The organism is Micromonospora sp. NPDC005257, assembly GCF_042872445.1.
GTDB lineage: Bacteria > Actinomycetota > Actinomycetes > Mycobacteriales > Micromonosporaceae > Micromonospora.
Genome location: NZ_JBIAKL010000007.1, coordinates 265885 through 283659 on the forward strand (window position 1 = coordinate 265885; position 17775 = coordinate 283659).

General features: G+C 73.2%; 19 protein-coding genes. 6 read left to right on the forward strand and 13 right to left on the reverse strand.

Features of this window, described 5'->3' with window-relative positions:
- The first annotated feature begins 14 nt into the window (after positions 1-14).
- Positions 15-965: a diacylglycerol kinase family protein gene (locus tag ACFYO8_RS17350; RefSeq protein ID WP_354871532.1), complete on the forward strand. Its 951-nt coding sequence runs from the start codon at positions 15-17 to the stop codon at positions 963-965.
- A gap of 443 nt (positions 966-1408) precedes the next feature.
- Entirely contained in the window at positions 1409-1666 is a 258-nt protein-coding gene (locus tag ACFYO8_RS17355) for a WhiB family transcriptional regulator (protein ID WP_013288358.1), read from the forward strand.
- A gap of 62 nt (positions 1667-1728) precedes the next feature.
- Here ACFYO8_RS17355 and ACFYO8_RS17360 read toward each other — a convergent pair whose 3' ends face one another.
- The 4 genes from ACFYO8_RS17360 to ACFYO8_RS17375 are packed head-to-tail and all read right to left on the reverse strand — an operon-like array spanning position 1729 to position 5070.
- Positions 1729-2478, reverse strand: a complete 750-nt coding sequence (locus ACFYO8_RS17360; protein ID WP_387189153.1) for a sirohydrochlorin chelatase — start codon at positions 2476-2478, stop codon at positions 1729-1731.
- Entirely contained in the window at positions 2460-3209 is a 750-nt protein-coding gene (locus ACFYO8_RS17365; protein WP_354871538.1) for a phosphoadenylyl-sulfate reductase, read from the reverse strand. Before ACFYO8_RS17365 ends, ACFYO8_RS17360 begins: the two co-directional genes overlap by 19 nt.
- Positions 3206-3364: a hypothetical protein gene (locus ACFYO8_RS17370; protein ID WP_357708242.1), complete on the reverse strand. Its 159-nt coding sequence runs from the start codon at positions 3362-3364 to the stop codon at positions 3206-3208. The genes ACFYO8_RS17365 and ACFYO8_RS17370 overlap by 4 nt, the downstream gene beginning before the upstream one ends.
- Complete coding sequence (locus tag ACFYO8_RS17375; protein ID WP_357708240.1) at positions 3361-5070, reverse strand: nitrite/sulfite reductase; 1710 nt, start codon at positions 5068-5070, stop codon at positions 3361-3363. The genes ACFYO8_RS17370 and ACFYO8_RS17375 overlap by 4 nt, the downstream gene beginning before the upstream one ends.
- Positions 5071-5470: 400 nt before the next feature.
- On the opposite strand from ACFYO8_RS17375, the gene ACFYO8_RS17380 reads away from it, so the two are divergent.
- Complete coding sequence (locus tag ACFYO8_RS17380; protein ID WP_387257323.1) at positions 5471-7342, forward strand: glycosyltransferase family 39 protein; 1872 nt, start codon at positions 5471-5473, stop codon at positions 7340-7342.
- On the opposite strand, the gene ACFYO8_RS17385 is transcribed toward ACFYO8_RS17380, so the two are convergent.
- On the reverse strand, positions 7317-8879 hold the full coding sequence (locus ACFYO8_RS17385; RefSeq protein ID WP_354871543.1) for a histidine kinase N-terminal domain-containing protein: 1563 nt from the start codon (positions 8877-8879) through the stop codon (positions 7317-7319). The genes ACFYO8_RS17380 and ACFYO8_RS17385 overlap by 26 nt on opposite strands.
- Positions 8880-8904: 25 nt before the next feature.
- Positions 8905-9933, reverse strand: coding sequence for an SIS domain-containing protein (locus ACFYO8_RS17390; protein ID WP_354871713.1), 1029 nt, complete (start codon positions 9931-9933; stop codon positions 8905-8907).
- Positions 9934-10117: 184 nt separating this feature from the next.
- On the opposite strand from ACFYO8_RS17390, the gene ACFYO8_RS17395 reads away from it, so the two are divergent.
- A complete protein-coding gene (locus tag ACFYO8_RS17395; protein WP_387257324.1) occupies positions 10118-11719 on the forward strand; it encodes a tetratricopeptide repeat protein in 1602 nt (533 codons plus the stop codon).
- A 74-nt stretch (positions 11720-11793) separates the two neighbouring features.
- On the opposite strand, the gene ACFYO8_RS17400 is transcribed toward ACFYO8_RS17395, so the two are convergent.
- Positions 11794-13386, reverse strand: a complete 1593-nt coding sequence (locus ACFYO8_RS17400; protein WP_387257326.1) for an MDR family MFS transporter — start codon at positions 13384-13386, stop codon at positions 11794-11796.
- 119 nt (positions 13387-13505) lie between these two features.
- Between ACFYO8_RS17400 and ACFYO8_RS17405 the strand changes: the two genes are divergently transcribed.
- A complete protein-coding gene (locus ACFYO8_RS17405; RefSeq protein ID WP_387189151.1) occupies positions 13506-14081 on the forward strand; it encodes a TetR/AcrR family transcriptional regulator in 576 nt (191 codons plus the stop codon).
- Positions 14082-14088: 7 nt separating this feature from the next.
- On the opposite strand, the gene ACFYO8_RS17410 is transcribed toward ACFYO8_RS17405, so the two are convergent.
- Positions 14089-14601, reverse strand: a complete 513-nt coding sequence (locus ACFYO8_RS17410) for a GNAT family N-acetyltransferase (RefSeq protein WP_387189150.1) — start codon at positions 14599-14601, stop codon at positions 14089-14091.
- Positions 14598-14813 (reverse strand): biotin/lipoyl-binding carrier protein, encoded by a 216-nt coding sequence (locus ACFYO8_RS17415; protein WP_043328500.1) that lies wholly within the window; start codon positions 14811-14813, stop codon positions 14598-14600. The genes ACFYO8_RS17410 and ACFYO8_RS17415 overlap by 4 nt, the downstream gene beginning before the upstream one ends.
- A 240-nt stretch (positions 14814-15053) precedes the next feature.
- Between ACFYO8_RS17415 and ACFYO8_RS17420 the strand changes: the two genes are divergently transcribed.
- Positions 15054-15128, forward strand: a complete 75-nt coding sequence (locus ACFYO8_RS17420) for a 50S ribosomal protein bL37 (protein ID WP_369752275.1) — start codon at positions 15054-15056, stop codon at positions 15126-15128.
- A gap of 82 nt (positions 15129-15210) precedes the next feature.
- Here the strand turns inward: ACFYO8_RS17420 and rsrA are convergent, their stop codons facing one another.
- The 4 genes from rsrA to ACFYO8_RS17440 form a co-directional block, all read right to left on the reverse strand.
- Positions 15211-15498 carry a mycothiol system anti-sigma-R factor gene (rsrA, locus tag ACFYO8_RS17425; protein WP_354871556.1) on the reverse strand — a complete coding sequence of 96 codons (288 nt, stop codon included), beginning with the start codon at positions 15496-15498 and terminating at the stop codon, positions 15211-15213.
- A gap of 2 nt (positions 15499-15500) precedes the next feature.
- Entirely contained in the window at positions 15501-16310 is an 810-nt protein-coding gene (locus ACFYO8_RS17430; protein ID WP_354871559.1) for a sigma-70 family RNA polymerase sigma factor, read from the reverse strand.
- 228 nt (positions 16311-16538) lie between these two features.
- The gene (locus tag ACFYO8_RS17435) at positions 16539-17150 is read right to left on the reverse strand and encodes an alpha/beta family hydrolase (RefSeq protein WP_354871561.1); all 612 of its coding nucleotides are present in this window, start codon (positions 17148-17150) and stop codon (positions 16539-16541) included.
- Between the two features lie 100 nt (positions 17151-17250).
- Positions 17251-17643 carry a WhiB family transcriptional regulator gene (locus ACFYO8_RS17440; RefSeq protein ID WP_355047213.1) on the reverse strand — a complete coding sequence of 131 codons (393 nt, stop codon included), beginning with the start codon at positions 17641-17643 and terminating at the stop codon, positions 17251-17253.
- Between the last annotated feature and the right edge of the window lie 132 nt (positions 17644-17775).

Below are 17775 nucleotides of genomic sequence, written 5' to 3' on the forward strand. Positions count from 1 at the left end.
GTATTGTGCCGCCCATGCGGGCCGTCCTGGTGGTCAATCCGAAGGCCACCACCACCAGCGAGCGCAGCCGGGACGTGCTGGTCCGGGCGTTGCGCAGTGAAGTCGACCTGTCGGTGCGCTACACCCGCCGACGGGGCCATGCCACGGATCTCGCCCGGGAGGCCGCCCAGGAGGGCGTCGACCTGGTCGTCACGCTCGGCGGTGACGGCACCGTCAACGAGGTGGTGAACGGCCTGATGGCGGCGGAGCCGCCGACGTTCCGTACCGGGCAGACCTCGGCCGAGCGGCTGCCCGCGCTGGCCACCGTGCCGGGCGGTTCGACGAACGTCTTCGCCCGCGCGCTCGGGCTGCCCCGGGAGTGGCCCGACGGCACCAGCATGATCCTGGAAGGGCTGCGGCTGGGCCGCTCCCGCACGATCGGGCTGGGCCGGGCGGACGACCGCTACTTCACGTTCTGCGCCGGCTTCGGGCTGGACGCGGCGGTCATCCGCCGGGTGGAACAGGCCCGCAAGCGGGGTCGCGTCTCCACACCGGCGCTCTACTTCCGCTCCACCGCGAGTCAGTACTTCGTCGGCTCGGACCGCCGCCACCCGTCGATCACGCTGGAGCGCCCGGGTGAGGCGCCCGCCACGGGGCTGGCCACCGCGATCATCCAGAACACCGCGCCGTGGACGTACCTGGGCGACCGGGAGATCAATCCGAACCCGGAGGCGTCCTTCGACCTGGGGCTCGACGTGCTCGCGCTGCGGCGGCTGCGGGTGGCCAGCACGGCCCGTACGGCGACCCAGTTCTTCTCGAAGCGACCGGATCCGCACGGCAAGCAGGTGCTGCGGCTGCACGACGTGGCGGAGTTCACGCTCGTCTCGGAGCGCCCGTTGTCGTTCCAGCTGGACGGGGACTATCTCGGCGAGCGGGAGAAAGTCCGGTTCACGTCCGTTCCGGCCGCACTGAGAGTAATCTGCTAGGCCTCGGGTATCCCTGTCGGTTGACGCGGACCCCCGCCGCGCGGGTGCGGTGGCCGCCACGCCGAGGAAGGTGCCGGAAATGTCAGCAACGTCACGCGGGACGTACTACATTGATTATCGACTGTGGCACGCCGGGTAACCAGGGCACTGGCAAACCCGGACAAATGGGTGGTGAGCCCGCTCACTGTTCGGAGTTTTTCCGAGCGTCACCCTTGACATCGCTGTCGTTCGTGAAAGTATTCACAAGCGAACTCGTGTTGCCGGGACATTGCCTGGATATGCTCGTTCGGTTGAGCTGTTCCAACAGGTCCGGCACCCCACAGCCCGCTCACGCTGCGCCGAATTGATGGATGCTGACCGTCACCATTTGGCAATGCGGACGCATATAGGAATAGCAACGAAGCGTTATTGACCAGCCACCAAGAATGAGGAGTGTTGCCGCCATGGACTGGCGCCACGATTCGGTCTGCCGCGACGAGGACCCGGAGCTGTTCTTCCCGATCGGGACGTCCGGTCCGGCCCTCCTGCAGGTGGAGCAGGCGAAGGCCGTCTGCCGGCGCTGCCCCGTGACCGACCAGTGCCTGCAGTGGGCGCTGGAGTCCGGTCAGGACGCCGGTGTCTGGGGTGGGATGAGCGAGGAGGAGCGTCGCGCGGTGAAGCGCCGCGGCGGTCTCCGGGTGCTGCGCGCTCACTCCGCCTGACCCGTACACGCTGACGCCCCGGCCGGGATTCCGGCCGGGGCGTTCTGCTGTTTCCGGACCGGTCAGCCCGGCACCGCGTCCACCCGTCGCCGGACCAGGTCGGCCAGCTCCGGCAGGTCGGTCAGCGGATCCGCCACCGCCACCGCGCCGGCTGACCGGGCCGCCGCGCGTACCCCGTCGTGGAACCGGCCCGGGGCCAGGAAGTAGGCGGCCACCGCGACCCGGCGGGCGCCCGCCGCGCGCAGGCGCGCCACCGCGCCGCCGACCTCCGGGGGTGCCGCCGAGGCGTACGAGACGCGGCAGGGCACACCCAGCCCGGCACCGAACGCCGCGGCGACCCGGCCCACGGAGGATCGCGCCGCCGGATCCCGGGTACCCGCCGCCGCCAGCACCACCGCGTCCAGCCCGCCCGGCCCGTCGCCGGTCGCCTCCGCCAGGCGGCGGCGCAGTCCGTCCAGCAGCCCGCCGTCCACGCCGTCGCCGGTCGGCCCCAGCACGTCGGTCACCCGTACCTCGATGTCCGCGCCGGCCTCCGCGACCGCCGCCGGGATGTCCACCTTCCGGTGGTACGCGGCGGTCAGCAGCAGCGGCACCAGGACCGCCCGGGAGTGACCGGCGGCGGCCAGCCCGCGCAGCACCTCGGCCGGCCCGGGATCGGTGTGGTCGAGCCAGCTCGGCAGCACCGGGCGGCCCGGCCAGGTGGCCGCCACGGCCCGGGCCAGCGCCCGGGTCGCCTCGGCCGCTCGCGGGTCACGGCTGCCGTGGGCCACCAGCACCACCGGTTGCCCCGCGCTCAGGTGTGCAGGCCGCACTCGGTCTTCTCGAACATCGCCCAGCGCCCCGCGCGCGCGTCCTCCCCCGCCCTGGTCCGCCGCGTGCACGGCCAGCAGCCGATCGAGCCGTAGCCGCGGGCGAACAGCTCGTTCACCGGGATGTCGTACCGGGCCACGTAGGCGTCCACCTCCCGCTGCGTCCAGGCCGCGATCGGGTTCACCTTGACCTTGCCGCGCCGCGCGTCGAAGGCCACCACGGGCGTGTTCGCCCGGGTCGGCGACTCGTCCCGGCGCAGCCCGGCGGCCCAGGCGTCGTACCCGGACAGCGCCCGCTCCAGCGGCTCCACCTTGCGCAGTTGGCAGCAGTCGTCCGGGGACCTGTTGAACAGGCGCGGACCGTACTGGCCGTCCTGCTGGCCCACAGTCATCCGGGGCCGGATCGAGCGCACCCGCACCGGCATCCGCCGGGCCACCTCGTCGCGGACCCGCAGCGTCTCCGGGAAGTGCAGCCCGGTGTCCAGGAACACCACGTCGACGCCGGGCGCGACCCGGGAGACCAGGTGCGCCAGCACGCCGTCGGCCATCGAGCTGGTCACGCAGAACCGCTCACCGAACGTCTCCACCGCCCAGCGCGCGATCTCCAGCGCGGACGCGTCCGCCAGTTCCCGGCCGGCCTCCTCGGCCAGCGCGCGCAACTCCTCCGGGTCGCGGCGGGCCGGCCCGCCCGGGCCGATCAGGCCGAGGCCGGCGGCGGAGACGAGGCCGGTCACCGGTTCACCGCCCGGCTCAGCAGACCGGTGAACTTCACCACGAAGACCCGCGCGCAGGCGTGGCACTCCCAGGCGCCGTGTCCGGCCTCGTGCGGTCGGAGGTCCTCCTCCCCGCAGTACGGGCAGTAGAGAGGCGCAGATCTGGCGTCGCTCATCGCAACTCCTCCTCGTCGGCTCTGATCACCCAGTTGGCGAACGTCTCACCCTCGGTCCGGCCGGCCAGGTAGCGGCGGGCGAGCCGTTCCACGTACTCCGGAAGCTCATCGGCTGTGGTCTTCAGGCCGCGCAGCTTGCGGCCGAAGCCGGCGGTCTGCCCCTGGGCCATGCCGAGGCCCCCGCCGAGGTGCACCTGGAAGCCCTCGACCTGCCGGCCGTCCGGGCCGACCACGAGCTGGCCCTTGAGCCCGATGTCAGCGACCTGGGTGCGGGCGCAGGCGTTCGGGCAGCCGTTGAGGTGGATGGAGATGTCCGCGTCGAAGTCGCGCAGCCGCTCCTCCAGGCGCGCGACCAGTTCCTCGCCGCGCCGCTTGGTCTCGACGATGGCGAGCTTGCAGAACTCGATGCCGGTGCAGGCCATCGTGCCGCGCCGCCAGGCCGACGGCCGGGCCTCCAGGCCGATCCCGCGCAGCGCCGCCACCAGCGAGTCGGTCCGCTCCGGCGCCACGTCCAGCACGAGCAGCTTCTGGTACGGGGTGAGCCGCACCCGGTCACTGCCGTGCGCCTCGACCACGTCGGCGAGCTGCGCCAGCTGGGTGCCGGACACGCGGCCCACCACCGGGGCGGCGCCCACGTAGTTCGCGCCGTCGCTCTGCTGGTGCACGCCGATGTGGTCGACCGGCTTGGCCGGCAGGTCAGCGGCCGGACCGTCGAGCAGCGCGCGGCCGAGGTATTCCTTCTCCAGCACCTCCCGGAAGCGCTCCACGCCCCAGTCGGCGACCAGGAACTTCAGCCGGGCCCGGTTGCGCAGCCGGCGGTAGCCGTAGTCGCGGAAGATGCCGACCACACCGGCCCAGACGTCCGGCACCTCGTGCAGCGGCACCCAGACGCCGAGCCGCTTGGCGAGCATCGGGTTGGTGGAGAGCCCGCCGCCGACCCATACGTCGAACCCGGGTCCGTGCTCCGGGTGCTCCACGCCGAGGAAGGAGATGTCGTTCGCCTCGTACGGCGTGTCGACCAGCCAGGAGATCGAGGTCTTGAACTTGCGGGGCAGGTTGGAGTACGCCTTGTCGCCGACGTACCGGCGGACGATCTCGTCGATCGCCGGGGTCGGGTCGAGCACCTCGTCCCGGGCCACACCGGCGACCGGGCTGCCCAGCACGATCCGGGGGCAGTCGCCGCACGCCTCGGTGGTCTGCAGGCCGACCGCCTCCAGCCGGCGCCAGATCTCCGGCATGTCCTCGACCCGGATCCAGTGGTACTGGATGTTCTGCCGGTCGGTGATGTCGGCGGTGTCCCGGGCGAACTCGCGGGAGATGTCCGCGATCACCCGGAGCTGGGCCAGGTTGAGCTGGCCGCCGTCCACCCGGACCCGGAGCATGAAGAACTCGTCCTCCAGCTCGTGCGGCTCCAGCACCGCGGTCCGCCCGCCGTCGATGCCGGCCTTGCGCTGGGTGTAGAGGCCCCACCAGCGGAACCGGCCGCGCAGGTCCTGCGGGTCGATCGAGGCGAAACCCCGGTGGGCGTAGATGTTCTCGATCCGGTCCCGCACGTTCAGCGGGTCGTCGTCCTTCTTGATCCGCTCGTTGGGGTTGAGCGGCTCACGGTGCCCGAGCGCCCACTGCCCCTCGCCGCGTGGCCGGCGGGGCGCACGGGCGGCAGGCGCCGGGCTGTCGGGACGGGTCGGGGTGCTGCTGACCGCCATCGCGGCGTCCTCCATTGCTTGCTGCGGTGCTGCGAGCGCGGACGCGGCGGCCGGCCCGGGAGAGGGCCGTGGACGGCGATGTCGATTGACGGCCGGCGCGAGTACGCGCCCGAGACGGAAGGGTCGGGCGTCGTCAGTGGGCCGGACAGATCGCGCTGCGCACGCGGCCGTAATCGACGTGGCGGCGAGCCACGAAGCGGCGGACGACAGCGGCGGTCATGTGCCTCATGCTGCCACACCACACCCCGCGCGACCACAGCTCCGCACTGTGATCCCACATCACGGGCCCCCCGAGATCGACTCACACCTTTCCCCCTCCCGCCCTCCCTGCCCCCGCACCGTTGATTGGGAAATGGTGGAGCGGGCGGGTGAGCGGGAGCGGGCGTGTGACGCTACGGGGGTGAGAAGGTTCCCGCCCGCGTCTGTTCGCGCCCTTCCCGGCTGGGCGGTGTGGGTGGTGCCGGGGCTGCTCACGCTCGTGGTGACGCTGGCCGGGATCGGGCACGCCCAACCCTGGCGGGACGAGCTGGCCACCTGGAGCGCGGCCACCCGCCCGCTTTCCGACCTGGCCCGGATGACCCGCACCATCGACGCCGCCACCGGGCCGTACTACCTGCTCATGCATGCCTGGACGGCGATTGCCGGCGCGTCGCCGACGGCGCTGCGGCTGCCCTCCGCGCTCGCCATGTCCATGGCCGCCGCGCTCACCGCCCGCCTCGGGGCACGCCTGGCAGGTGACCGGGCCGGGCTGCTGGCCGGACTGCTGTTCGCGGTCCTGCCGGTCACCTCCCGGTACGGGCAGGAGGCCCGCCCGTACGCCCTCGCCACGCTGCTCGCCGTGCTGGCCACGCTGCTGCTGGTCGAGGCGCTGCGCCGAGGAGGGCGGTGGCGCTGGGCGGGGTACGCCGCAGCGGTCGCCGCGCTCGGCCTGTTCCACCTGCTCGCGCTCACGCTGCTCGCCGCCCACGCCGTGGTGGTGCTGCTGACCGCCGCACGTGGCCCCGCGGCGGTCGTCGATCCGCCCGGCCAGTTCCGAGCCGAGATGCCCGACGCGAGCCGGCCACGCCGCAGACACCCACGGCGTTCCACCCAGCCACGAGATCGAGCGCCGGTGGAACGCCACGGGTGTCACGGCGCCCCGCAGACACCCACAGCGTTCCACCCAGCCACGAGATCGAGCGCCGGTGGAACGCCACGGGTGTCACCGCATCCCGGGAGAAGGGAGCACGGCACGGACGCGCCGGAAGCGGAACCGCAGGACGTGACCGGCGAGGCTCGGGAGGCGTCGGCGCCCGGCCGACGGGTGCTGGCCGGGTGGTTGCTGGCGCTGGTGCCGGTCGTCGTGCTCGTCACCCCGCTGGCGCTGGTCGCCCGGGGGCAGCGCGGTCGACAGCTCGACTGGGTGGACCCGGCGCGGCTGCCCGACCTGGCGGCACTACCGGGCGCGCTGTCGCAGAGCGGCGTCGTCGGCGGGTTCGTGCTCGCGCTCGCGGCGCTCGGCGCGGCCCGGCTGGGTCGCCGTGCGCTGCTGCCCACCGCCGCTGTGCTGCTGCCGGTGGTGCTGGTCTTCGCCGCCGGAACGACGGTGCCGCTCTGGGTGACTCGCTACCTCGTCTTCACCGTGCCGTTCGCCTGCGTGCTGGCCGGCGCCGCGCTGGCTGCCGCGCGGGTCACTCCCGCGCCGGCCCGGACACCGGGAACAGCGACGCCCGCCAAACCCGAGCGCACGGCGACACCCGCCGCAGCCGGCCGCACTGCCGCGCCCGGGGAAGCAGAGCAAGGGCCGACGTCGCCACGCGTACGGATCGCGGCGGGACTCGCGGTGGTGGTCCTGGCCGGGCTGCTCGGGCTGCCCGATCAGGCGGCCCTGCGCCGCACCCACGAGTGGCCGCGCGGCGCACCGGTCGACTACGCGGGCGCCGCCGGGGTCGTCCGCGCCGAGCAGCGGCCGGGCGACGCGATCGTCTACGCGTCCCGCAACGGCTGGCTGTTCCCCGATCTGGGCATTGCGTACCACCTGGGGTCGAGGTTGCCGCGCGACGTGCTCGTGGTCCGCGACCAGCGTCGGAACGCGAGCCTCTGGGCCGTGGAGTGCGACGATCCGGCGCGCTGCCTGGCCGGGGTGGACCGGGTCTGGCTGGTGGTCACCGGCCGGCGCGCGGACCCGCTGGCGGCGGTGCCGGGCGCGAAGGGCGACGCGCTGCGCGCGGGCTACACGGTGCGGCAGGTGTGGCCGCGCCCGGGGATCACGGTGGCCCTGCTCGTCCGGTGAGGCGGTCGGTGGTGCCGCGGGCCAGCGGTACGACGATGGTCGCCTCGGTGCCGCCGTCGGCGCCGTTGCGCAGCGCGATGGTGCCGCGCAGCTCGCCGGTCACCAGCGCCCGGACGATCTGGAGACCCAGGTTTCCGCCGCGCTCGGCGTCGAACTGCTCGGGCAGTCCCCGGCCGTTGTCGGTGACCGCGACGTGCAGTTGCTTGCGGGCCCGGTGCGTGGAGACCACCACCTCGGGCCGGGGCGCGTCCGCGGGTGCGGGCCCGGCGTCCTCGTCTGCCGGCGGGAAGCCGTGCTCGACGGCGTTGAGCAGCAACTCGTTGAGCACCATCACCAGCGAGGTGGCGATCTCGGCGGGCAGTACGCCGAAGGTGCCGCGGCGGCGCATACCGACGCTCACCTCGGTGGCGGCGACCTCGGTGGCGGCGCTGGCGACCCGGTCCACGATGCCGTCGAACTCGACCGCCTCGTCGCTGGACATGGAGAGCGTCTCGTGGACCAGCGCGATCGAGGCGACCCGGCGTACCGATTCTTCGAGCGCCACCCGCGCCTCGGGCATGGCCACCCGGCGGGCCTGGAGGCGCAGCAGCGCGGCGACGGTCTGGAGGTTGTTCTTCACCCGGTGGTGGATCTCCCGGATGGTGGCGTCCTTGGTGATCAGAGCGCGGTCGCGGCGGCGTACCTCGGTGATGTCGCGGACCAGGACCAGCGCGCCGATCGGCACTCCGGCGGGCATCAGCGGCAGCGCCCGGGTGAGCATGGTGGCGCCACGGGCGTCGATCTCCCGGCGGGGTGGCGCCTCACCGCGCAGCGCGGCGAGCACGGCGTTGCCCGCGTCGGTGCCTTCCAGAGGATCGCCCGCGAGCCGGCGGTGCAGCTTGGCGAGGTCCTCCCCGACGAGATGTGAGGCGTAGCCGAGGCGGCGGTACGCGGACTGCGCGTTCGGGCTCGCGTAGGTGACCTTGCCGTTGGCGTCGAGCCGCACCAGGCCGTCGCCGACCCGGGGCGCCGAGGTGGTCTCGCCCGGGTGCCGGGGCGGCGGGAACGTGCCGTCGGCGATCATCTGGGCCAGGTCGTCGGCGGTGGTGAGGTAGTTCAGTTCGAGCTGGCTGGGGGTGCGGGCGGTGGACAGGTTGGTGTCCCGGCCCACCACGGCGATCACCTCGCCGGCCTCACCGTCGCCGGTGCGCAGCCGGACCGGGATCGCCTCGTGGCGGGCCGGGACGTCGCCGTACCAGACCGGGTCGCCCTCGCGCCAGATCCGTCCCTGGCGGTGGGCCACCTCCAGGTGGGCCACCTCGGCCCCGCCGACGATGCGCCCGACCTGGTCGTCCAGGTAGGCGGTCGGCGCGGTGGTGGGACGGACCTGGGCCACGCAGAGGAACGTGCCGTCACCGTCCACCGGCACCCAGAGCAGCAGGTCGGCGAAGGACAGGTCGGACAGCAACTGCCAGTCGCCGGCGATCCGGTGCAGGTGGTCGATGTCGGCCGGACGGAGCGCGGTGTGCTCCTCGGCGAGGTCACGGAGGGTGGACACGCCACACAGCGTGCCACGCCGGGCCTCACATCGTCGCCGTGACCTTCTTCAAGCCGCGCGGCGCGTCCGGGTCCTCGCCCCGGGCCAGCGCCAGGGACAGCGCGAGCCGTTGCAGCGGCAGGATGTCGAGCAGCGGCGCGTACCGCTCGTCGACCTCGGGCACCGCCATCCGGGTCTCGCCGACGTCGGCGGAGCCGACCACCACCACGTCGGCGCGGCGCTCGCCGAGCCGGGGCAGCACCTCGCGCATCGACGTGCCCCCGGGGCCGGAGCCGACCACGGCGAGCACCGGGACGTCCGGGTCGGTCATGGCGAGCGGGCCGTGCAGCAGGTCGGCGCCGGAGAAGGCGAGCGCCGGGAGGTACGAGGTCTCCATCAGCTTCAGCGCCGCCTCCCGGGCGGTCGGGTAGGCGTAGCCCCGGCCGGTGGTGACGAGCTGGGCGGCGAACCGGTAGCGCGGGGCGAGCCGGGCCGGGGTGTCGTCGGCGAGCGTCTGCGCGGCCAGCTCGGGCAGGCGGCTCAGGGCGGCGCGTTCCTCGGCGGGCAGCACGCCGTCGCCGGCGCGTACGCCCTCGATCAGCATGAGCAGCGCGAGCAGCTCGGCCGTGTAGGTCTTCGTGGCGGCGACCGCGCGTTCGTGGCCGGCGGCGATGTCGACGCTCAGCTCGGCGGTCTCCACGAGCGGCGAGCCGGGGTTGTTGGTGACGGCGAGGGTGAGCGCGCCGGAGGCGCGGGCGACCCGCAGCACCTCGGCCAGGTCGGGCGAGCCGCCGCTCTGGCTGACGCCGACGACGAGCGCGTCGGAGAGGTCGGGCCGGGCGCCGAAGACGGTGATCGCGCTCGGTGAGGCCAGTCCGGCGGGCAGCCCGAGGCGGATCTCGGTCAGGTAGGCCGCGTAGAGCGCGGCGTGGTCGGAGGTGCCCCGGGCGGTGAAGACCACGTGCCGGGGGCGGCGTTCGGCGACGACGGCCGCCACCTCGGCGACGGCCGCCGCGTGCTCGGTGGAGAGCAGACGCTCGTAACCGGCCGGCTGCTCGTCGATGTCGGCGGCCATACCGGCCCCTGCTCGCGTCACTCCAGAACCTCCTTCTGCGCGTTTCCCGCGCGTTCGATGCTCAGTCTTGCACGTTTCGACGATCTAGATCAACGCAACGAGCAGGAGTGCGCAGTGGATCACTAATCGACGGAAGATCCCCTAGGCTTGCCCGGCTGACCGACCCGACCGGCGAGAGGACGACGTGCCCGAGGACGACGCCGCGCTCTCGGCGGAGGAGGAACTCGCGCTGGCCCGGCTGGCGCTGGACGAGGGCGACCTGCGGCACGCCGCCGACCACGTGGCCGCCGCGCTGGTCCGCTCCCCCACGCTGCCCGAGGCACACGAGACGCTCGCCCGGCTGAACGCGGCGAGCGGCGGCGACCTGGACCTCTTCCCGCTCGGTCAGCAGGCGTTCGTCGGCGCCGTGGTGGCCCGCGCGCACCTGCTCGCCGCCGCCGGCCGCCCCGCCGAAGGGCTCGACCTGCTCGCCGCCGCCACCGGCTACGCGCCCGTCGCCCCGTGGGCCGCCGTACCCTGGGTGACCGCCGCCGACCTGCCGGAACGCCTCGATCCCGAACGCACCGCCCGGATCCTCATGCAGGTCTGCGCGGCGGCGCCCGACCCCGCGCCGCGCCGGCTGCGCGAGCCGCTGGAGCCGTACCTCACGCTGGCCCGCAACGCGATCACCGTCCATCCGGCCCATCCGCTGCTGCTCGGCGCGGCGTCCGCGCTGGCCCGGCGTCTCGGCGAGGTCACCCTCGCCGTCACCTGGGCCACCCGGGGGGTACGCGCACAGCCCACCAAACTCGGCGAGGTGTGGCTCGGGTACGCGTACCGCAGCGCCGGCCGCACCGGCGAGGCGCTCGCCGCGCTGGAACGCGCTGTCGCGCTCGACCCGGACGACCTCGCGGTCTACGCGGACATCGCCGGGACGCTGGCCGACCACGGCCGGCTCGACGCGGCACTGGGCTGGGTCGACCGGGCGCTGGCGAAGGATCCGGACTTCGACTGCGCGGTGCACACCGCGCACCGGCTGCGCTACCTGCGCGACGGGAACGTGGACCACCTGGTGGCGCTCGCCGACTTCGTCCGCGACCACCCGGACGACACGCACGAGCACGGTGATCTCGCCGAGTGCTGCCGGGGACGCCCCTGGCTCGGGCAGGTGACGGCGGCCGGCGACGACGCCCCGGCCCCGGACGGCCCCGCCCCCTCGGCCGAGGCGGTACGGCGGCTCCAGCAGCTCGCGCACCCGGCGTGGCCGCACCCACCAGCCGCGTACGACGCCGCCGTCGGGCTGGCCACACTGGACCTCGCCGACCTGCTCGCCCTGCTGGCACACCCGCCGGAGGCGCCGGCGACCGCGCTGGGCCGGGTGCTCGGCGGGCAGGACCCGGCACTGTGGACGCGCTGCGCGCGGGTCTGGGCCTGCCTCGGCCTGCTGCACCACCGCACCGACGAGCCGTGGGAACGGTCCGCCCGCCGTCGGGTGCTGCGGGAACTGGCCGTCGGCGATCTCGGCCCGGCCGCCGACGCGGCACTGTTCGCCCTGGTCACCGCCGCCTGGGTGCACCCGGACACGCGCGCCGACGTGGCCACGCTGGTGGCCGGGCGGATCGCCGAGGTGGCGGCCGGATCCGCTCGGCGGGCCCCGGTGGCGGTGTCGCTGGCGTACCTGGCGCGAGCCACCCCGGCACTCGACCCGGCGGCACGCGCCACTGCCGACGGGCTGATCGCCGACGCCGAGGGCGGACCGCTGCGGCGTCTCTGGCGACGCCTCACCGCCCTGTTCCGCCGCGTCTGACCGCGCGGCGCGGCCAGACGCGGCACGGCCCCGCGTACCCCCTCGGGGGCGGCGGGGCCGCGACCGTGCGTGCGTCAGGCGACGGGGGCCCGGCCGAGCGCGGCCTCGGCCTCGTCCTCCGGTGTGGCGCCGGCCGGCGGCACGTCGTTCGTCGCGCGCAGCGGCACCTCCTTGATGAACCAGGCGAGCACCGGTACGGCGACCGTGAACAGGACCGCCCAGAAGAAGACGTGCGAGATGGCGTCGGAGAGGCCGCCGAGCACCGCCTCGCGCACCGGGCCGGTGAGCTTCTTGAGCGCCTCCAGGTTCATCGCGCCGCCCTCGCCGCCACCCGAGCCCGCGAACGCGGGGCCGGCCGCGGAGTCGGCGAGGCGGTTGGCGAAGATCGCGCCGAAGAGGGAGACGCCGAACGAGCCGCCGATGGACCGGAAGAAGGTGGCCGCGCCGCTGGCCGCGCCGAGGTCCTTCTGTTCGACGCTGTTCTGCGCGATGAGCATCGAGGTCTGCATCAGGAAGCCCATGCCAACGCCGAGAACGATCATGTAGAGCGAGGACTGCGCCTTGCTGGTGTCCACGTCCAGCAGGCTGAGCAGGGCCAGGCCGGCGGTCATCACCACGCCGCCGATGATCGGGAAGATCCGGTAGCGGCCGGTCTTGGTGATGGTCCGGCCGACCACGAGCGACACCACGAGCATGCCGAACATCAGCGGGAGCAGCAGCAGACCGCTGTTCGTGGCCGACGCCCCCTGGACGGTCTGCTGGTAGAGCGGCAGGAAGTTCATCGCGCCGAACATGGCGAAGCCGAGCAGGAAACCGATCACCGAGATCAGCGCGAAGTTGCGGTTGGCGAACAGGCTCAGCGGCAGGATCGGCTCCGGCGCGCGCCGCTCGACCAGCGCGAACGCGGCGAGCGCGAGCACCGCCAGCGCGGCGAGGCCGAGGATCTGCGGCGACACCCAGTCGTACTCGTTGCCGCCCCACGTGGTCACCAGCACGATCGCGGTGATGCCGACGGACAGCAGCGCGGCGCCCAGCCAGTCGATCTTGTGTTCGGTGCGGTACTTCGGCAGGTGCATGGTGGTGGCGAGGACCAGCAGCGCCGCGCCGCCCAACGGCAGGTTGACGTAGAACGCCCAGCGCCAGGAGAGGTTGTCGGTGATGAAGCCGCCGACGAGCGGGCCGGCGACCATGGCGATGGCCATGATGCCGGCGATCATGCCCTGGTAGCGGCCCCGCTCACGGGGCGGGACCAGGTCACCGATGATCGCCATGACGCCGACCATCAGGCCGCCCGCGCCGAGGCCCTGCACGGCACGGAACGCGATCAGCTCGATCATGCCGGTGTCCGTGCCGCCGAAGACGCCGGAGCCGGACATGCCGCAGAGCGCGGAGCCGACCAGGAACACGACGACGGCGGTGAGGAAGACCGACTTGCGGCCGTAGAGGTCGCCGAGCTTGCCCCAGATCGGCGTGGAGACCGTGGTGCCCAGCACGTACGCGGTGACCACCCAGGTGAAGTGGTCGGCGCCGCCGAACTCGAAGACGATCCGCGGCAGCGCGGTGCTGACGATCATGTTGTCGAGCATCGCGAGCATCATCGCGATCATCAGGCCGAACAGGACGACCCGGACATTGGGTCTGGTGGTCACCTGGGCTGGTTGACTCATCGGTAGGCTCCCCCGCAGGTCACGTGATCAACTTACTTGCCGCCCGGCTAGTTCACTTACTAGCCGGACGGTAAGCTGACGACGGGCACACGTCAAGCGCTTTGAAAGGATGTCGGCTGGTGAGGGAGACCACAGGTGGCACGCGGCAGCGAATCCAGGCCGTCGCCTTGGAACTCTTCACCGAGCAGGGCTACGAGAAGACGTCCCTGCGGGAGATCGCCGAGCGGCTCGGCGTGACCAAGGCGGCGCTCTACTACCACTTCAAGAGCAAGGACGAGATCGTCACCAGCCTGGTCGACGACCGGCTGCGCCGGATGGACGAGCTGATCGCCTGGGCCGCCGACCAGCCGCCCACCCTCGCGACCCGGCGCACCCTGCTCGGCCGGTACGCCGACAGCATGTTCGCCGGCGACCTGCCCCAGGTGATGCGCTTCTTCGAGCAGAACCAGACGGTGCTCAAGAGCCTCGTCGCGGGCCAGCAGATGCGGGACCGGATGATGCGCCTGGCGCACGAGCTGTGCCGGGGCGACAACTCACCCGCCGCCCAGCTCCGCGCCGCGCTCACCCTGTTCGCGGTGCACACCAGCTGGTTCGCGGTACGCGCGCCCGGCATCACCGACGACGAGCGCAAGCGGATCGCGCTCGAGGTCGCCGACGAGCTGCTCGCCAAGATCGGCGCGGAGAGCGACTCCTGAGCCGCGCTCAGCGGGCCGCGGTCAGGTCCAGCCGCAGGCCGCGCAGGTCGATGCCGGGCATCGGCATCCAGTCCTTCTCCGGGCACCTGACGAAACCCAGCCGCTCGTAGAGGCGGTGTGCGCTCGCCGCCATCCCGGCGCGTACGCAGATCACCACCGCCGTGCAGCCCAGCTCCGTCGCGCGCGCCACGCACGCGGACGCGAGCGCCGCGCCCGCGCCCCGGCCCTGGGCGGCCGGATCGACCGCGAGCATCCGGAACTCGCCCTCGCCAGGGCCGGCGAGGTCGGCGTACGGGGTGCCGGGCAGCACGAACGTCACCGCGCCGAGCACGTGGCCGGTGGCGTCGTCGACGGCCACCAGCACCTCGCCGGTCTCGGCGCGGGTGGCCACGTCGGCGAGCACCGACGTGTACCCGGTCTCGTCCTTGAGCTGGCCGTCCGCCTCGTACGCGGCAACGGTCAGCCGGGCCACGGCCGGTAGGTCCGCCGGCTCGGCGCGACGCACCCGCAGGCCGGTCAACCGATCTCCGCGATCAGGTCGCCGTCCTGCACCACGTCACCCTCGTTGACCGCGAGCCTCTGCACCACGCCGTCGGACTCGGCGACAACCGGGATCTCCATCTTCATCGACTCCAGGATGACGAGGGTGTCGCCCTCGGACACCGTGTCGCCGGCCGACACGACGACCTTCCAGACGTTGGCCACCATCTCGGCACGGATCTCCTCGGCCATCTTGCGGCCCTCCCTCTCCCCCGACAGCTCCCCGACAATCCTGCGAACGGTATCCAATCATGACGCCGGTCACGCCGGCCCGCGCACCACCGGCGCGCGATCCGCCCCACCGCGCCCCGGCGGGCGGCCACGGCACTAGCATCGTGCGGGTCGGCCATCGGCGAGCCCGGAGGGCCGCACCCGCGACCTCCGCCGCGCCCAGCCGCGGACGGAACCGTGACCAGCACAAGGAGGCAGAGCATGGCGAAGAAGGCCCGCAAGAAGAAGGCCCGTAAGAAGAGCAGCGCCAACCACGGCAAGCGCCCCAACTCCTGATCATCGGATCAGCGCGGCGCAGGCGCCGGACATGCGCGACGGCCCGGGTCCGTGATCGGACCCGGGCCGTCGCGTCTGTCGTTCAGTCGGCCAGTTCGCGGGACTGGGTGGTCTCGAAGACCACCAGCTCGGTCAGCCGCAGGCGCAGCCGCTCCCGCAGCTTCTCCGGCGCCGCCTCGTTGCCGCAGCACCGGGCAACCAACGCCTTGACCTCCTGCTCGATGCCGTACTCGCGCAGGCACGGCCCGCACTCGTCCAGGTGGTGCCGGATCAGTACCCGGCGCTCCTCGGCGCACTCCAGGTCGAGGTAGAGGTAGACCTCGGCGAGGACCTCGTGGCAGTCCGTCTCGTGCGGTCGTCCACAGCTCACGGTCACACCTCCCGGCCGGCGGCGGCGGTCGAACCCTTCTTCGACGAGGCGGCGCTGAAACCCCGCTCCGCCGCGTACTGCTCCAGCAGCTTTCGCAGATTACGTCGGCCACGGTGCAGACGGGACATCACGGTGCCGATCGGCGTGCCCATGATGTCGGCGACCTCCTTGTAGGAGAAGCCCTCGACGTCGGTCAGGTAGACGGCCATGCGGAACTCCTCCGGCAACTGCTGGAGGGCCTCCTTGACGTCACTGTCCGGCAGCCGGTCGAGCGCCTCCGTCTCGGCCGAGCGCAGGCCGCTGGACGTGTGCGACTCGGCCTCGGCGAGCTGCCAGTCGGTGATCTCCTCGGTCGGCGCCTGGATGGGCTGGCGCTGCCGCTTGCGGTAGGTGTTGATGTAGGTGTTGGTCAGGATCCGGTAGAGCCAGGCCTTCAGGTTCGTGCCCTGCTCGAACTGGTGGAAGGCGGCGTACGCCTTCAGGTACGTCTCCTGAACCAGGTCCTCCGCGTCCGCCGGGTTGCGGGTCATCCGCAGCCCGGCAGCGTAGAGCTGATCGACGAAGGGCATCGCGTCCCGCTCGAAGCGGGCCCTGCGCTCGTCCGTCTTCTCGGTGGTCAACCGCACATCCCCTCGCGTCGGATGCTTTCCCGCCGAGGATACGCGTACCCACTTGCCGGCAGATTCACTTCCGGAGTGTGTGCCGGTGCTCACGACCGACGCCGCCGCGGGCCACTCCGGCGCGTCGAGCAGCCGCCGGAGCTGGTGCTCGTCCCGTTCGTCCCGTTCCCGGCTCCGTGTCTCGATCCGCACCGGTCACCCCCCTCGCCGCTGGCTCTGTCGTCGTCCAAGGGGGTAACGCGAGGTGCGGGGTGCGGCATTCCTCCGGCCCCACCCGATCCTGGTCCCGGCCTCGGCCGCGACCGACGCTGGGACCAGGAAGGGCCTGGGAGGGCGGCCCCGGCACGCCCGAACCGGGCGGCCGGCACCAACCGGTGCAACGACCCGCCGCGGCGGACGGTCACGGCGCGCGCCGCCCGGTCAGGACGACCATCCGTGTACGCGCAGCCAGTCCCGCACGACGGCGGCCGTCCCGGCCGGATCGCCGCGCAGGTCGTGGCGCTCCCCCGGCCGGACCACCACCTCGATGCCGGGGCCCGGCTCGGGCACGCCGAACGGGTCCCGGTCGCCGTTCACGACGAGCGTGGGCAGCCCGGTGCGCAGTTCGCCGGCCCGGGAACGCTCCGGTCGCCCCGGCGGGTGCAGCGGGAACGCCAGCGCCACGACTCCGGCCGCCCCGACGGCGACGGCGGTACGGCAGGCCACCCGGGCACCACTGGACCGGCCCCCGACCACCCAGTGGCGTACCAGCGGGGCACGACGGCGCAGCTCGGCCAGCACCGCCGTCCACGCCTCGTCGAGGTGCCCGGCGGGGGCGGGCGCGCGGCGCCCGGCCACCCGGTACGGCTGGGTCACCAGGGCCACCCCGGCCCCGGCGGCGAGCGCCGAGTCCCGTACCGCGGTGAGGTCCGGCGCGTCCACATCACCGCCGGCGCCGTGCCCGAGCACCAGCACCGTCGCGCCGCCGGCAGGCGGGTCGAACCGCAGCCGGGCGGGGCCTCGCGGGGTGTCGATTTCGTCATCGTGCCGCACCGGCCCATTCTGCGCGGGCGGGCGGCCCACCGGCGGCCGGGCGCGGAAACGCCCCACGTCGCCCGTGGCCCACCGCGGCGGGACACGGGCGACGTCGGGATCAGCTCAGCGGAACCAGCGTGAGCAGACGATCACGCACCGGCGGGCCGGCGTCGTCGAGCGCGTCCGGATCCGGCTGCACCTCGCTGCGCCAGGCCACCAGCATGGCTCGCCGCTCACGCGGCGTGGTGCCGCCCCAGACGCCGTGGCAGTCGCCCACCTCCAGCGCCCAGGCCAGGCAGGAGCCCTGGACGTCGCAGGTGCGGCAGAGCGCCACGGCGGCGTCGGCCGGCTCGTTCGGCGCCGGGAAGAACGTCTCCGGATCGACGTTCTGACAGGCGCCCTTGGTGCGCCAGGCGTCGTCCTGGCGTCGTTCGTCAAGCGCCCGCAGCAGTCGCGGATCGCGCCGCGCGGCGGCTACCTCGTGCGGACGGGGCATGCGTGCCCGTGTCAATTCACCCACCTCCCCCGTGGGAACCGGCGAAGATCTCTGCAAGATCGATGAATGCCATTCGCCCCGTGCGAACAGACGCCCATCACCGGCGCTGTGTTCTATCGCATTCGCATACGTAAGGACAAGAGTCTT

Excerpts from the sequence above, each read along its gene's own strand:
- ACFYO8_RS17350 (WP_354871532.1), top strand. The coding sequence starts at position 15 with ATGCGGGCCGTCCTGGTGGTCAATCCGAAGGCCACCACCACCAGCGAG.
- ACFYO8_RS17355 (WP_013288358.1), top strand. The coding sequence starts at position 1,409 with ATGGACTGGCGCCACGATTCGGTCTGCCGCGACGAGGACCCGGAGCTG.
- ACFYO8_RS17370 (WP_357708242.1), bottom strand. The coding sequence starts at position 3,364 with ATGAGCGACGCCAGATCTGCGCCTCTCTACTGCCCGTACTGCGGGGAG.
- ACFYO8_RS17375 (WP_357708240.1), bottom strand. The coding sequence starts at position 5,070 with ATGGCGGTCAGCAGCACCCCGACCCGTCCCGACAGCCCGGCGCCTGCC.
- ACFYO8_RS17390 (WP_354871713.1), bottom strand. The coding sequence starts at position 9,933 with ATGGCCGCCGACATCGACGAGCAGCCGGCCGGTTACGAGCGTCTGCTC.
- ACFYO8_RS17400 (WP_387257326.1), bottom strand. The coding sequence starts at position 13,386 with ATGAGTCAACCAGCCCAGGTGACCACCAGACCCAATGTCCGGGTCGTC.
- ACFYO8_RS17415 (WP_043328500.1), bottom strand. The coding sequence starts at position 14,813 with ATGGCCGAGGAGATCCGTGCCGAGATGGTGGCCAACGTCTGGAAGGTC.